Here is a 16,129-nt window from a genome sequence, read left to right as displayed (position 1 = left end):
GAGTAACAAGGATATCTAGTGCCGTTTAAATTTAACGGGTTGGCAACATAAAGGGCTGATATTATGTGATTATTAGCATTGTCTTACAAAATAATATCGCTTCTTCTTGTTGGAAAAGGCCAGTTATGAGATAAAGGAAAGTTCAAATCTTACACAAAAACATATGCTGCCTACGTATCAAGCTGCGGAATTTTCTGCTATCAGTATACGTGTCCACAATTGGTGGCATCGATTAGGAGTTCTCATGCGGCAAATAGTCAAAATTGCCTCTGTTATAAGCGTGGCGTTATGGATAACGGCTTGCGGGCAAAAAGCAAACGAAAATCAAGGCGCTGGCGCACCTAGAAGTGTCGAAGTTAGCGTGATGGAGGTTGTTTCTGGTCCTCAGTCTATCCTTGTGGAACTCCCAGGTCGAAGTAAAGCTTATTTGGAAGCTGAGGTTCGTCCTCAAGTTTCGGGCATTATCACCGAGCGTGGTTTTGTTGAAGGCGGTAATGTAGAACAGGGTCAATCTCTGTATCAAATCGATCCTTCTACGTACCAAGCGGCAGTGATAAGCGCTGAAGCTGATCTTGCGCGTGCAAGCGCTAGCTTAGCTTCGACTAAGTCTAAAGCTGTGCGTTTTCAAGAACTGGTTAAGATTAATGCCATTAGTCAGCAAGATTTCGATGAAGCCGATGCGCTTTATAAAGAGGCTTTGGCCAGTGTTACTGTCGCGAAAGCGGCAATACACACTGCAAAAATTAACCTAGAATACACCCAAGTGCAAGCGCCAATCTCTGGCCACATTGGCGTTTCTAATGTCACTGCTGGTGCGTTGGTAACGGCAAATCAGACGCAGATCTTAACTAAGATCCAGCAGCTAGATCCAATTAATGTGGATATCGCTCAGTCAAGTGCTCAACTGTTACGTTTAAAAGCTAAATTGAAACAAGGTCAACTCAAAGCGACGAATAACGCGGGTGTTAGTTTGATCTTAGAAGATGGCAGCACTTACGCTCAAGAGGGGCTATTGCAGTTCTCTGAAGTGAGTGTTGATGAGAACACAGGTTCGGTTATTTTAAGAGCTGAGTTCCCTAATCCTGATGGGATATTAATGCCTGGTATGTATGTGCGCGCGTTGTTGAATACAGGCACAGATTCAGAAGCCATTTTAGTCCCTCAAAAAGCGATTACTCGTAATCCTAAAGGCCAAGCAATTGCCATGCTGGTCAATGCCCAGAACAAGGTTGAGTCACGTGTTGTTACGACAGCTGAAGTGATTGATAACCAATGGCGCATTACTAAAGGCTTAGCGGTTGGTGATAAGTTGGTTGTTGAAGGCTTGCAAAAAATTCGTGCTGGATCGACGGTGACTACGGTTCCCGTGTCGGCCAATAATAGTCCATCAAAGAAATAGGGTAATACTATGGCACGTTTTTTTATTGACCGCCCTATATTTGCATGGGTTATAGCCATTATCATTATGCTCGCTGGGGTGTTGTCAATTTTCATATTGCCAGTGTCTCAGTATCCAAGCATTGCGCCACCGACGGTTGTGATCACCGCGACTTATCCTGGTGCGTCAGCTAAGACGGTTGAAGACTCGGTGACTCAGGTCATCGAGGAGCGGATGACGGGTATCGACAACATGCGATACTTCTCCTCAACCAGTGATAGTTTTGGTAATGGCATTGTCACATTGACCTTTAATGCTGGAACTGATCCTGATATTGCTCAGGTTCAGGTACAAAACAAGCTGCAGTTGGCCATGCCATTACTTCCTCAAGAAGTGCAGGCTCAAGGGGTTAAAGTCAACAAGTCGAGTGCTGGCTTCTTGATGGTGATCGGTTTTGTGTCTCAGGATGGATCGCTCAATAAGAATGATATTGCCGATTATGTAGGTACAAACGTTCAAAATCCCATGAGCCGTGTTAGCGGTGTGGGTGAGATTGAGATGTTTGGTGCCCAGTATGCAATGCGCATCTGGCTTGACCCGCTTAAACTGACGCAATATAACCTAACCAGTATTGATGTCATGTCGTCGATCCGTGAGCAGAATGCTCAGGTATCAGCAGGCCAACTTGGTGGTGTTCCTTCATTACCTGGTCAGCAGTTAAACGCGACAGTGTCAGCTCAGAGCCGTTTGAGTACGGTTGAAGAGTTCCAGAAGATAATTGTTAAATCAGATACTTCAGGTGCAATCGTTGTTCTTTCTGATGTTGCTCGTGTTGAGCTTGGCGCTGAGAGTTATGCGGTAGAGTCATTCTATAATGGCCGTCCTGCTGCAGGTCTTGCGGTTAAGATTGCCACTGGTGCAAATGCATTGGCAACGGCTACTGCTGTTCGCGCTAAAATTGACGAGTTAAAACCTTTCTTCCCAGAAGGGCTTGAAGTGGTTTATCCCTACGATACGACACCATTCGTTGAGAAGTCTATTGAAGGGGTTGTGCACACTTTGTTGGAAGCAGTAGCTTTGGTGTTTATCATCATGTATCTCTTCTTGCAGAACTTCCGAGCGACCTTAATTCCTACCATTGCGGTCCCTGTTGTTTTACTGGGTACATTTGCGATTTTGAATGTCTCAGGTTACTCGATTAACACCTTAACCATGTTCGCCATGGTATTGGCCATCGGCTTGCTGGTGGACGACGCCATCGTCGTGGTGGAAAACGTTGAACGTGTCATGCAGGAGGAGGGACTGAGCCCGATCGAGGCGACAAAGAAGTCGATGGATCAGATCACCAGTGCTCTAGTTGGTATTGGTTTGACCTTGTCAGCAGTATTCGTGCCTATGGCCTTTATGTCGGGCTCTACCGGTATTATTTACCGCCAGTTCTCGATAACGATTGTCGCCGCGATGGCGCTGTCGGTCATAGTGGCAATCATTCTGACGCCTGCTTTGTGTGCGACCATGCTTAAACCAATTCCTAAAGGTGGAAGCCACACTACAACAGGTTTCTTCGGTTGGTTTAACCGTAATTTTGACAGAATGACTGAACGTTATGAAGCCAGCGTTGCGTCGATGATCAAGCGTACTGGTCGTGTGATGTTAGTTTACCTAGCATTAACGATTGCAGTAGGTTGGATTTTCGTTCGCATGCCAACTGCCTTCCTGCCTAATGAAGATCAAGGGATCATGTTTAGCCAAGCCATCTTACCTGTGAACTCGACCCAAGAGAGCACTGCGAAAGTGATGGAAAAGGTGACTGATTACTATCTAAATGAAGAGGGCGAGAATGTCAGCTCTGTGTTTAGTGTGTCTGGTTTCAGTTTCGCTGGTAGTGGACAGAACATGGGTATGGCCTTTATCAGCTTAAAGCCTTGGTCTGAACGTGAAGGCGCAGGTCAAGGGATCCAAGCTGTTGCGGCTCGTGCTATGGGCACATTCATGTCGTGGAGTGAAGCTATCGTGGTGGCTTTCGTTCCTCCTGCTGTTATTGAGTTGGGAACGGCTAATGGTTTTGATATGTATCTGCAGGACCGAAATGGTCAGGGACATGAAAAGCTAGTTGCAGCACGTAATGAGCTATTAGGCATGGCATCACAAAATCCTAATCTAGTGGGTGTACGCCCTAACGGTCAAGATGATGCACCTATGTATCAGGTAGAGATAGATCAAGCCAAGATCAGAGCGCTAGGCATCGACATTAATTCGGTGAATAGTGTGCTGGGCACTGCTTGGGGCGGATCTTACGTTAACGACTTTATCGATCGTGGTCGCGTGAAGAAAGTGTACGTACAGGGCGATGCTCAGTATCGAATGCAGGCTGAAGATCTCGACTCTTGGTATGTGAAGAACAGTTTAGGTGAAATGGTACCCTTCTCCGCCTTTGCGACGGGTAAATGGGAGTACGCATCGCCTCGTTTAGAGCGATTTAACGGACTGCCTGCCATGAACATCCAAGGTGGAACAGCGCCAGGTTACAGTACTGGTGCAGCGATGGATGACATGGAAGCCATGGTGAAGCAATTACCTACAGGCTTTGGTGTTGAGTGGAACGGTTTATCCTATGAGGAGCGTCTCTCGGGTAACCAAGCGCCGATGCTATATGCGTTATCTGTGTTGGTCGTCTTCTTGGTTCTCGCAGCGTTATACGAGAGTTGGTCTGTACCATTCTCGGTTATTTTGGTTATCCCACTGGGTATTATTGGTGCGCTTATAGCCATGAATGCTCGCGGTTTGCCTAATGACGTGTTCTTCCAAGTCGGTCTACTGACAACGGTGGGTCTGGCGACAAAGAATGCCATCTTGATCGTAGAATTCGCGAAAGAGTTCTACGAGAAAGGCGCTGGATTGGTAGAGGCGACTCTGCACGCAGTCCGAGTACGTTTACGTCCTATTTTGATGACGTCACTGGCCTTCGGTCTCGGTGTTGTGCCACTAGCCATCAGTACTGGTGTTGGTTCTGGTAGCCAAAACGCGATTGGTACTGGTGTACTTGGCGGCATGATGAGCTCGACCTTTATTGGTATTTTCTTTATTCCAATCTTCTTCGTGGTTGTTGAGCGTATCTTCAGTAAACGCGAACAGAAAAAGAAAGTTAAAACTGAGACATCGCCTGAATAGGCAATGTTAGTCAGTTTTGATATGAAAGCCCGGCATTTGCCGGGCTTTTTGTTGGCTATAAATTAACGACAAGATGATTGCGTTTTCTACTCTAAAATTCACCGCTTTCTATCTCATCATCTCTATATCCTTGGTACCAATAACGTCCAATTCCAATATTTTAATTGTCTTTATAATGACTTATATATCATCCACACATTTTATCTCTCCTATAATGAAGGGAGTAAGCTAGTTTTCTTTTGAAATATTGTTCAGGAGGAGGGCTATGGTTAGTCGTAGAGATATCAAGCAGGTACATGAACTTGCTGTGTTGAATTCTTTTGCCGAGCATTTAAAGTTGGAGGGGAGATCTCTCGAAATTTTACCTTTTGTTTGAACAGACTTAGATTGAAATGATGGCTCGGTAAATCAGATTTACCGAGCCATGTTTACATTAACGCTTTTGATCGGCATCAAAAGCTCATCATCTTAAGGCGTATAGTAGGTTGCTGCGCCGGGTCCTACTGGCAGACCGAGTACAAATACCCAAAGGAAGAAGAAACAGGTCCAGCCGATAAAGAAGACGATGGAGTAAGGCAACATGGTGGCGATGAGCGTGCCAATACCCAAGTTTTTCTTATACTGGGAGGCGACCGCTAAGATCAGGCCGAAGTAACTCATCATCGGAGTGATCAGGTTAGTGACAGAATCGCCAATTCGATAAGCCGCCTGAATGGTTTCAGGTGCGTAACCTACCAACATCAACATCGGCACGAAAATCGGAGCGGTCACAGCCCACTGAGCTGAAGCACTGCCAAGCATCAAGTTGATCACGCCACACATCATGATAAACAGCACAAATACCAGTGGTCCGGTAAGGCCGATGGCATTTAGGGCATCAGCCCCTGAAACCGCCAGTACTGCGCCTAAGTTAGTCCACTTAAAGAAGGCCACAAACTGTGAAGCAAAGAACACGAGCACGATATACATGCCCATGGAGCTCATGCTGTTGGACATGGCGTCAATAACATCTTTGTCACGCTTCATGGTGCCAACGACTTTACCGTAGACTAACCCCGGAATAGCAAAGCAGATAAAGATAAAGGCGACAATACCTTTAAGGAAGGGTGAGCCTGAAATTAGGCCTGTTTCAGGATTTCTAAGGGGGCCATTTTCAGGCACTACGGTTAACGCGAGTAACACTGATAAGATCAATATCGAAACGCCAGCAGCTTTTAATCCTTGTTTTTCAAGCTGTGTGACCTTATCCATAGACTGATTTGTGAGGTCTATATTGGCTTCAGCTGGATCATATTTCCCTAGCTTAGGTTCAACTATCTTTTCGGTGACCAATGCACCTAGACCCGTGATAAGGAAGGTCGATACAAACATGAAGTACCAGTTTACTTCTGGCCCAACTAAGTAATCAGGATCGATCATCTGAGCTGCGGCTTCAGTGATTCCAGACAGTAAAGGATCAACGGTGCCTAATAACAAATTGGCACTGTAGCCACCAGATACACCGGCAAATGCAGCAGCTAGACCCGCAAGCGGATGACGCCCAAGGGAGTGAAATATCAGCGCTGCCATAGGGATAAGCACCACATAGCCAAGCTCTGATGCTGTGTTGGATACGATACCAGCGAATACAATGGTTAAGGTGACAAGTCGTTTCGATGCCCCCATGACCAGTAAACGCATTGCTGCTGATAGCATACCTGAACGTTCGGCAATACCCACACCGAGTAAGGCGACTAGTACTGTACCAAGCGGTGTAAAGCCGGTGAAATTGGTGACGAGGTTGGAGACGATCATTCTCAACCCTTCACCGTTCATCAGGCTGACCACATGGATAAGACCATCTTCGCCGCGTCCTGATGAGCCCACAGGTCTTGGATCGACCACGGTAAGTTCGAAGTATCCTGCTATTCCGCTGATGACGATCACGGCCATACAGAAGGTGGCGAAAAGCGTAATGGGGTGGGGAAGTAAGTTGCCTAGACGTTCGACAACATTAAGGAAGCTGACAAACCAGCCACTTTGTTTCTCAGGAGATCCCGGAGAGTTGAGAGGTGAAGGTGCGCTCTCGTCTTTATTCAGTCCCATTTTTATCCTTTCAATTTTTGTTTTTCGCCGTCTTTGTACTAAGCGGTGTTAGTCGCGGCTTTCTCATTGTTATGGCTCGGAATATCCGAGTGGACGCTCCATAGTGTCCTAAAAGCTTTAATTCAAACTTAAATTGGCTTAAAAGTAGAGATTTCTCGCGTGGATCATTAGTGTTATTTAGATTTATTTGATTTCTTAAATTGGTTCGGTGTCATTTGGGTACGGCGTTTAAATTCGGTATAAAAAGAGGATTTACTGTTGTAGCCAACTTCATAGGCAATATCAATAATGCTCATCTGGGTATTGATAAGCAGTTGCTGGGCATCTTGAATTCGGTACTGGTTGATCAGATCGAAGTAGTTGCCTTGGGTTTGTTGATTGATGATTTGAGACAGGTGATGAGTACTAAGCTCCAGCTGAGAAGCCAGCTTTCCCAGCGACAGGGTCGCATCTTTATAGATCCCACCTTGCATGAGTATATGAAGATTATGCAGCACTTCTTTCGCTAAGCTGGTGGTGACTGAGGAGCGATATTGTTTACCATTTTCATCAATCTGCTGATTATCCTTTACCTGCTGAAAAGGGGGATGAGGCAGTAACTGATGTAGGTCTGCATCTGAAGTGAGCTTTTTACCCAGTACAGGTAGATAGTAAAAAATCATGCAACTGATTGCGGTTATGATCAACAACACGCTTGAAATCATCCAAGTAAACTGGTGTGGGAGTCGGAATAGGAAAAACATAAAAATCACAATAAAACTCAAGCTAATGGCTAGAAATGCGCCCTGGAGTTTGGTCATTTCCCTGAGCACATCTTGCTTCTTATTGTTTAATTCAACATGCAGTTCACGCCAACTTAAGTAGAGATAAGCCAGCCCTAAGCTACTAACAACTAATAATCGAGAGAAACGGATCGGTGTCATTGAGAGCGGCCAAGGGATCGCCTCTTTGGCATAAACTTGCGAGAAAAATTGGGCTTTACTCGTTTCGTCCAATAGGTTGTAGGGCATCATGACAGCGAGGTAAATCAGTGGGATGAATAGGTGTTTAGCATTTTTCCATTGAAACTCATCACTCAAGCCAACACTCGCTTTGAAATAGAGAAAGAAAAAAATTGGCACAGAAACGGATAAAGGACCGGAAATTGAGATGATGTAGAGAAAACTTTCTCCCTCTTCAAACATAGCCAGTTCAATCATTAAGCTTATTAGCCCCACCAACATTAAAGAGAAACAGAGCTTAGCTTTGGCATTTTGATGAGGGGTGGTTGCTACATATCCCATCATAAAAAAACTCATGCCAACAGAAATCAGCAATAGGACTGTCATTAACTGCATGGCTTTCCTCTGCAGGATCTCATAAGGGAATAAGTTGGGGAATAACTATTGTTTAACAAAATAAAGGATAAAAATCCGTTTGTGATTATAAATATCTGATTTTGAATGTAAATCAAAAAGTCCGAACGGGTCGGGGCGGTCGAGATAATCCGCTATAGATAATAAAGTAACAAATGGTGAACAAACCACAAACTTATATTTAGATAAAATGGTAGAGCCCTCTTTCTTATACTGATTGGTATTATTGAATGGCAACGCCCAGAGGTTTAATTGTGATGATAAATAATAATAAGCAGAGACACCTTACTCCTATCGCACTGGCATTAACGCTTGCGTTAGCCGGTTGTAAAAGCAGCGACAGCGATGATCCTAAAGAAGAAGTGCTACCCAGCACCGCTAAAATTGAATATACCTCATTTGGTGTGCCTCATATTACCGCGTCAGATTTCAGATCTTTGGGTTATGGGCAAGCCTATGCTCATGCTCAGGAAAATATGTGTACCTTGGCCGATCAAATTATTGAAGTTAGGGGAGAGCGAGCAATAACATTTGGTGCGGGAAGTGGTAATGCCAACGTCATTACAGATTTTGGTACTCAAGCACTTAATATCTACAGTGATGCTCAAGCGAGCATTGATTCAATGACCGACGAGCAGTTTGACCTATTGTCAGGTTATGCCGATGGCTTTAATCAGGCTGTGTCTGATAAAGCGGGATCGCAAAATTACCCTTCACCTTGCCGTGGTGCAGATTGGGTTCCTGAGATTACCGTGACGGATCTACAAGCTTATCATCTGAAATTAGCCTTGTTTGCCAGTGGTGGTGCGTTAAGCCGCCAAATCGCCAGTGCATCGCCGATCACCAATGAGAAGCCATTGAACCAAACGTTTAATGAGATAGCCGCTCAAAATGAGGGACTTGGCAGTAATGGTTGGGCATTAGGACGTGATAAAACTGAATCTGGCAGCGGCATGTTGCTCTCTAATCCTCATTTTCCTTGGAGTGGTAACCTCAGATTTGTGGAGAATCATCTGCAGATCCCTGGAGAGATGAATGTGACTGGCGTTTCGTTTGTCGGTGTTCCAGGTGTGCTTATCGGTTTCAACGAGAATATCGCGTGGACGCATACCGTCTCTCAATCTAAACGTTTCACCACTTATCGTCTGACGCTGGATCCCAAGGATCCGACTCGTTACCTTTACGATGGTGAGTACAAGCAGATGACGAGCCAAGATTATAGTGTGTCTGTGAAGAACGAAGATGGCACCAGTTCAGAGATAAAAAAGACACTTTATGCTTCTCACTATGGTCCTATGATTGGCTGGTTTCCTGATGGAAGCGCGGTGACATATCGTGATGCAAACCTCAATAACGGCAACATGGTGAGTCAGTGGTTTGCCATGGGTCGTGCTAAATCAATTGAGGAGTTTGAGGCTGCATTTAAGACTTACCAAGGGATCCCTTGGGTGAACACCATGGCCACTGATAACAAAGGAAATGCTTTTTATATCGATGGTTCAAGAGCACCTAATTTGAACTCTTTTGCGGCAATTCTAGTGAAAGATTTTGTGAATAACGATCCTGTTGGCAAAGCTTTATGGCAAGGCGGCCGAGGTCAGTTAGTGTTAGATGGCAGTATGTCTTTGTTTGAATGGGTGGATACAGGTAACACACCGATTGCTGGCGTTGTGCCGTTTGAGCGAGCCCCCAAAGCACTGCGAAGCGATTACGTGTTTAATGCCAACAGTAGTCATTGGTTAACTCATGCTGAAGAACCATTAGAGGGATATTCCATTGTCTACGGGCCTGAGCAGACTATTCGTAGCCCTAGAACACGTATGAATGCCATTATGCTAGAGGAGCACTCTACGCAAGGTATCTCAGGTGCTGATGGTAAGTTCAACCTCAATGAACTTAAGAGTGTGGTTACAAGTGAGCGTGGCTTGCTGTCTGAAATATTGAGAGCACAAGTGATTGAACGCTGTAACGGCGTGACCAATATTACGCTGGGTAATTCAGATGTGGTCGATATCTCCGCAGCGTGTATGACGCTATCCAACTGGGATGGTCTATACCGGAATGACAGTCAGGGCGCCCACGTTTTCAGGGAGTTCTTGAGAGTATTCGATGTCGGTGGTGAACAAGCGTTGAGTGATAACCTCTTTAGTCAGGGATTCGATGTTAGAAAACCCGTCACGACGCCATCACAGCTGATGAAACATGACGGAACAGCGAATAGCGACCCAGTATTACAGGCATTAGCTGGCACTGTTCAACATCTTGCCAGCGTTAATATTCCACTAACGGCACCGTTAGGCAGCATTCAATATCATATGAAAAATGATGAGAAGATTGCTATCCCTGGTGGCGGCACGATTGATGGGGTGTTCAACATTAATACGGGAAGTAGTGCTAAGGTTGCCAGTTACGGTTACCCCGTGTTTCATGGTGCGAGTTGGTTGATGGCACTTGAGTTTACCGAGTCAGGCCCTAAAGCCGATGCTTTCTTAACTTATGGACAATCTCATGATCCTGAATCTGAGCACTTTGTTGACCAAACACGCTTATTCTCTAAAGGAGAGTGGCGTCCTGTGGTCTTTACCGCTGAGCAGATTAAGGCTGATTTAGTTGATACTATCGAGTTAACGCTGGATTAGAGTGTGGTGAATTTAAGGTAAAAAAATGGACTCATGCCAGGTAAGCATGAGTCCTAAAGGATTATGGTTGAGCGAAGTGTTTTCAGTGAATCACTGAGAATGGTCTGTTTCGTTCAACCTTAATATAACGATTGATTGCTGTACCTTTGCTGAATAATGATACAGAAGCGAAAACTAATCCTCACTCCAGCATATATTCCCCCTCTAGTCAGTATTTAAGTAAGTTTAGTTGGTGTTAATCGTTAAAGAGTTGTGCTTTTTTTGAGGTGCTGTTCATTTTTTACCGTTTCTATCTTGTGCTTAGTTTCCCACTTAACAAGGGTTTATATTATTAATCACTCCTCAATTTATTTTAAATCGTATTTAAGCGCTTTAATTGCAAAATTAACATTATCTCCTCCATTACATTGGCTTGAGATGGGGATTGGATGGTATTTGTAGGCAAGTTTTATGAAATATGCACAATTCGCACCCATCCATTTAGTATATTCATGCTGATAAATATCTGGAAATAGAGAAGAAAATAGGTGATGTTAATGGGTTAAGTACGTGTAGTCGTAATTAAAAAAATAATAAGGACATAATATGGATGGAGTGTTATTAGGTTTAGGCCTGGTTGTTATCATTGCCTACCTTTGGTACGTCAGCCTAGTGAAGAAACGCAATGCGGGTCGTGAAGCACTGTCAGGGATTGATGTACAACTGAAGAAAAGGGCGAATGTTGTTCCTAACATTTTAACCATCGCTAAGAAATTTATGGATCATGAGAAGTCACTGCTTACCGAGATCACTGAATTAAGAACTCAAGTGACCAATAGCTATGACACTGGTGATGCCGATGAGATTAAACAACATCTCGCTGCCGCTGAACGTCTGAACAGTAAGATGGGCCAGCTAATGGTGACTGTTGAGAACTATCCTGAGTTAAAGTCTGATAATACCATGCTACAAGCTATGCAGACCTATAACGAGGTTGAAGCTCATATCTCAGCCGCACGCCGTTTCTATAATGCTGCGGTGACTGAGCTGAACAATGCTGTGGAAATCTTCCCCGGTTCAATTATCGCTTCGATGGCGAATATTAAAGTCATGCCTTTCTATGAGGCTGATGAGGCGGCTAAAGCCCCAGTGAATGCTGGCGATTACCTGAATTAATCCAATGAATATTGTTAGTTTCATTTTCGGCGCGCCTATCAAGGCTAAGCGTCAATCTAAGTCCTTGGTTGCTGCTGGCGATGAGCTTGTGTCACTGCAGGCCCATTACGATGAACATATTGAACCGTTAACGCGTAAGTTTGAGAATCGACGTGTGGCGATGTTAAAGACCCTTAGACAGCGGATGTACATGAGTATCGCTATCTTCTTGGCGATATTTTCTGTCGCTATTTTGATTGATAATCAGCAACGACTGGATATTCCTTGGGTCTTTTTTTTCCTTCCTCTTATCCCGCTTGTTTGGTGGTCCTCTAAACCTATTTCACGTTATAAATCCGGTGTAAAAGAGCTAGTTTACCCTAAGATTTTTCGTTATTTCGGTGATGACTTTACCTTTAGCCCAACTGACAGCATGAGCTTATCGACATTGAAGCGCTCTAAGTTACTTCCCTATTATGATGATGCCAATTTTGAGGACTATGTTCGGGGGACGTATAAAGGGATTGAAATTGCGATCAACGAGCTTGAGTTAACTAAAGAGGTGAAGCGAGATAAACGCAACGAGACCCAGAGGGTATTTAGAGGGGTGATGGTACAGTTGAGCAGCCACAAAAAGTTCACTGGGCACACGGTTGTGGTAAAAACTCGCGGTGGGTTCATCAATTTTCTCTCTGATTCTTTTAAGAGCTTATCGCGAGCAAAACTTGAAGATGTTAGATTTGAAAAGCAGTTTGATGTGTTCTCGTCCGATCAAATCGAGGCTCGATTTTTATTAACAGTGACCTTTATGGAGCGACTGCAAGAGCTGGCTAGTTGCTTCTCTGGCAAGATCCAGTGCGCATTTTATGAAGATAAGTTGCTTATTATGTTGGCAAGCAGTGAGAACCGATTTGAGTTAGGTTCTATCTTTAATGGTGCGACCTTCGAATATGAATTTAGCCAGATAAATAAAGAGATGCGACAACTCTTTGCTATGATTGAAGTACTCAAACTCGATGAATACACGGGCTTATAGATGATATTAAAGCGCAGTGAGAGAAGACGATATGGCTTCATGTTTGTGCTCTCATTTTGCTTTGCTTTCCTGCATACGGTTCAAGCTGCGGATAAACCCCATTATAAAGCGAGTCGTTCGGCTAGTGGGCTGGTGGTCACGGGTCAAGCGGTAGCGATAGACAAAGAGAACGTTGAAAAAAAAGTCTTAAATAATGCCAGTGCACTAAAGATCAAACAATCAGTTCCCCGTGCCAATAGCCTCGTTAATCCAGCTAGTTTAGGCGGTAAAAATCCACCAGTTGTATCTGGACATATGTTGGATAACAGTAGTGCCTCAAAACAATATACCCTAGAAACAACAGCGGATGACCGAGTGAAGGTGTACCAGTATCAAGATAAAAATGGTGTTGCAGTATTTACCGACCACGCCCCTGGATCGCGCAAGTATCAAGTGATCCTGTATGATTGCTATGCCTGCAGACCTGATTCAAACCTTGATTGGAAAAGGATGCCGCTTTATTCGAAACGTTTCGATGATCTCATACAGCGTGCTGCAAAAAATTATCAGCTGGAACCTGCACTCATCCGTGCGGTGATCCATGCCGAGTCTGCTTTTGATGTTTATGCTATCTCTAAAACGGGTGCCATGGGATTAATGCAGTTAATGCCAGACACTGCGGAAGAGCTTGGGGTGGAAAATGCGTTTAAACCTGCGCAGAATATTGATGGCGGGGCTAAATACCTGGCAAAAATGCTCAAACAGTTTGATGGTGATATTGAACTGGCCTGCGCTGCCTATAACGCAGGCCCTACAAGGGTCACAGAGTACAATGGAATCCCACCTTATCCAGAAACCATTGCCTATGTTGAGCGAGTTAAAATACTATTCAAACGGTATCAAAATCTAGGTTAAGCCGTACTCAATATTCGACTATTGTCCGCTTCGATAGCTGAGTTAATGTGTCTCCAGACCATCGGGGCGACAATAGCAAAGATCACCACATTGGATATTGGCATGGCCAACCAGACACCATTAACTCCCAGCAGCTTAGGGAGCACATAGAGAAATGGTAATTGAATCAGCATATTGCTAATCGATATCCATAAAGCTTTTGTCCCCTCATTTACCGCCATGAAATACATGATTGCCAGCACGACAAATCCATCTAGGAACATCGAAAATAGATGCATCTGAATGCCTGAAATAGTCTCTTGCAGCAGCGCATTGTCATCACTGTTAAAGAGTCCGATGATCGCGTTTGGAAATAGATTTAATATCAACACCCAAAGTAGCCCAGCTGAAATAGAGACTTTAGCGGCAAGTATCACCATACGTTTGATATTTTTAGGTTCTCTAGCGCCGAAGAAAAAGCTAACCGGTGGCTGCATACCTTCGCCCAATCCCTCTGCAACAAAGTAATAGAGCACCATTAGGTATCCGACGATCGCAAAAGCCCCAACGGTTAATGACGACCCATACTCCATAAAAAGCCGATTATGCAGTGCGAACACAAAGCTAGTGTACAGATACATCACAAAGCTGGAGGCGCCCAATATCAAAATTTGTCTGGCAAGTTTAGCGTTGAATGTGAACTTGGAAGCGACAAATTTAACGCTGGTTTTTGACGATAGAAAATAGATTATACCGCCAATAGACACGGCTGCTTGTGCCGAAATAGTGGCAATGGCAGCGCCGTGTAGCGCCAAATCAAATTGAACAATGAGCAGATAATCCAGCACAATGTTCAAGCAAGCACCCATGACCATCAGTCCCGTCGCAATATTGGGGCTTTCATCATTACGGATTAAAATGGGGAGAGCCGAAGCAAGAATGGTAAACAGCAGAGACCAGATAAAAGGGGTCGTATATTGCTGTGCCATTATCAGGGTTTGCCCTGTTCCACCTTGCAACTGTAATAATGAATCAACACTAAAACTAAGCGCAATAGTGCCTAATAGTCCAAAAGCTAGAATGAGAATAAGCGCGCTGGCTAAGGTGCGATTTATTTTGGCTGAATTCGCTTCTTCAGAATCGTGTTTATGGGTATTTTCACCACGACTGACCGAGAGTAAACTCCCAGAGCCCATGCCGATCATAAGACCAATGCCCGCAAACACATAGATGATGGGCCAAGCCATGTTAATACCAGCTAAGCCTTGATAACCCACGTATTGTCCAATAAAAATACCATCGACTATCTGATAAACACCATTGACCAACATTGCCGCGACCGACGGTATGGCATAACGCCAAAATGTACGATTGATGGAGGTAGACATCGGGTTCTGTGATGGTTGATGGGCGAGCATGAGCTTCTACTAATATTGGAAAGATGCGCAAGAGTATCTTCAATTATCGGATTGAATAAGTTAGTTGGTATCCGTTTTTCGTATAGACTGGTGAAGTATTTAGCCAATTTCACCATGGAGAGAGCGATGAATTGGAGCTTATATCAGCTTGAGGCTTTTGTGTTATCGGTCAGGCATGGCTCATTTTCGGCTGCTGCAAGAAAGCTAGGGCGAGCACAATCGAGGATCAGTACAGCGATTAGTAATCTAGAAGCTGATCTCGGTTTCGAGCTTTTTGATCGCAGTGCCAGGTTGCCAGTGCTGACGCGTTATGGTGAAGATATGTATCTCGAGGCTCAGGCGGTATTGGATCAGTGTCAACGGCTAGAATCTCGCGCGATGACACTTGCTTCGGGTCAGGAGATCGCATTGACGGTCGCATTAGATGAAGCTGTGCCGATTAATGCATTTGAATCTCTGTTTGAAAAGGTATCAATTAAGTACCCGCTGCTAAAGTTGACCATCATCAATGGCTCACAAGATGACATAAGCTCATGGGTCGATGAAGGTAAAGCGGATATGGGGATACTGTTTCTTGCTGAAGAGCTGCCAAACTCGTTAGAGTTTATGTCTATTGGGCAGTTCAAGCAGTCGCTTATCGTGTCGCCTAATCATCCCTTAGCTCAGTACCCAGCACCGAAAATTAAGCTGTTGAATCAGTATCGACAGTTAGTTATTCGTGATCGAATCGGAAATAGTCAGGCAAAAGCCCTTTCAGCAAATCATTGGTACATCGATAGTTATTACTATATGACGGCACTGGTTATCAGGGGGGTTGGTTGGGCGTTGGTTCCCGAGCATATCGCCAACTCAGAATGGTATACAGGTGACATCATTGAGTTGTCTACTGAGTACATTCCCACTCCACTTTTAGTTGAAATTGGGATCGTTAATCGACGTGATAAAGCTTATGGTCCAGTTATGGAGTGGATCTTTTTAGAGATTGAGTCCATGTTTAGAACAAACGAATAATTAATAGATTCAATCACAAATCTCATATT

General features: G+C 44.4%; 10 protein-coding genes. 7 read left to right on the top strand and 3 right to left on the bottom strand.

Annotated features, from left to right (window positions below; all coding sequences use genetic code 11):
- Positions 1 to 244: 244 nt before the first annotated feature.
- Together FN961_RS09700 and FN961_RS09695 are read left to right on the top strand one after the other, a co-directional pair.
- Positions 245 to 1,399, top strand: coding sequence for an efflux RND transporter periplasmic adaptor subunit (locus FN961_RS09700; RefSeq protein ID WP_144039979.1), 1,155 nt, complete (start codon positions 245 to 247; stop codon positions 1,397 to 1,399).
- A 9-nt stretch (positions 1,400 to 1,408) separates the two neighbouring features.
- Complete coding sequence (locus FN961_RS09695) at positions 1,409 to 4,549, top strand: efflux RND transporter permease subunit (RefSeq protein WP_144039978.1); 3,141 nt, start codon at positions 1,409 to 1,411, stop codon at positions 4,547 to 4,549.
- Between the two features lie 468 nt (positions 4,550 to 5,017).
- On the opposite strand, the gene FN961_RS09690 is transcribed toward FN961_RS09695, so the two are convergent.
- On the bottom strand, positions 5,018 to 6,634 hold the full coding sequence (locus tag FN961_RS09690; RefSeq protein ID WP_144039977.1) for an AbgT family transporter: 1,617 nt from the start codon (positions 6,632 to 6,634) through the stop codon (positions 5,018 to 5,020).
- Positions 6,635 to 6,807: 173 nt separating this feature from the next.
- Positions 6,808 to 7,971 (bottom strand): helix-turn-helix domain-containing protein, encoded by a 1,164-nt coding sequence (locus FN961_RS09685; protein WP_144039976.1) that lies wholly within the window; start codon positions 7,969 to 7,971, stop codon positions 6,808 to 6,810.
- A 275-nt stretch (positions 7,972 to 8,246) separates the two neighbouring features.
- Here FN961_RS09685 and FN961_RS09680 point away from each other — a divergent pair, with 275 nt between their 5' ends.
- From FN961_RS09680 to FN961_RS09665, 4 genes are all read left to right on the top strand, one after another.
- Entirely contained in the window at positions 8,247 to 10,628 is a 2,382-nt protein-coding gene (locus FN961_RS09680; protein ID WP_144039975.1) for an acylase, read from the top strand.
- A gap of 585 nt (positions 10,629 to 11,213) precedes the next feature.
- Entirely contained in the window at positions 11,214 to 11,783 is a 570-nt protein-coding gene (locus tag FN961_RS09675; RefSeq protein WP_144039974.1) for a LemA family protein, read from the top strand.
- 4 nt (positions 11,784 to 11,787) lie between these two features.
- On the top strand, positions 11,788 to 12,798 hold the full coding sequence (locus FN961_RS09670; RefSeq protein ID WP_144039973.1) for a DUF3137 domain-containing protein: 1,011 nt from the start codon (positions 11,788 to 11,790) through the stop codon (positions 12,796 to 12,798).
- Entirely contained in the window at positions 12,799 to 13,692 is an 894-nt protein-coding gene (locus FN961_RS09665; RefSeq protein WP_229814645.1) for a lytic transglycosylase domain-containing protein, read from the top strand.
- On the opposite strand, the gene FN961_RS09660 is transcribed toward FN961_RS09665, so the two are convergent.
- Positions 13,689 to 15,089, bottom strand: coding sequence for an MATE family efflux transporter (locus tag FN961_RS09660; protein ID WP_144039972.1), 1,401 nt, complete (start codon positions 15,087 to 15,089; stop codon positions 13,689 to 13,691). The genes FN961_RS09665 and FN961_RS09660 overlap by 4 nt on opposite strands.
- 126 nt (positions 15,090 to 15,215) lie before the next feature.
- On the opposite strand from FN961_RS09660, the gene FN961_RS09655 reads away from it, so the two are divergent.
- Entirely contained in the window at positions 15,216 to 16,100 is an 885-nt protein-coding gene (locus FN961_RS09655; RefSeq protein ID WP_144039971.1) for a LysR family transcriptional regulator, read from the top strand.
- Positions 16,101 to 16,129 lie beyond the last annotated feature (29 nt).

Origin of the sequence: Shewanella hanedai, from assembly GCF_007197645.1 — a bacterium.
GTDB classification, from domain to species: Bacteria; Pseudomonadota; Gammaproteobacteria; order Enterobacterales; family Shewanellaceae; genus Shewanella; species Shewanella hanedai.
The sequence above is the reverse complement of the archived record's forward strand: the minus strand, read 5'-3'. Positions and strand labels throughout refer to the sequence as shown.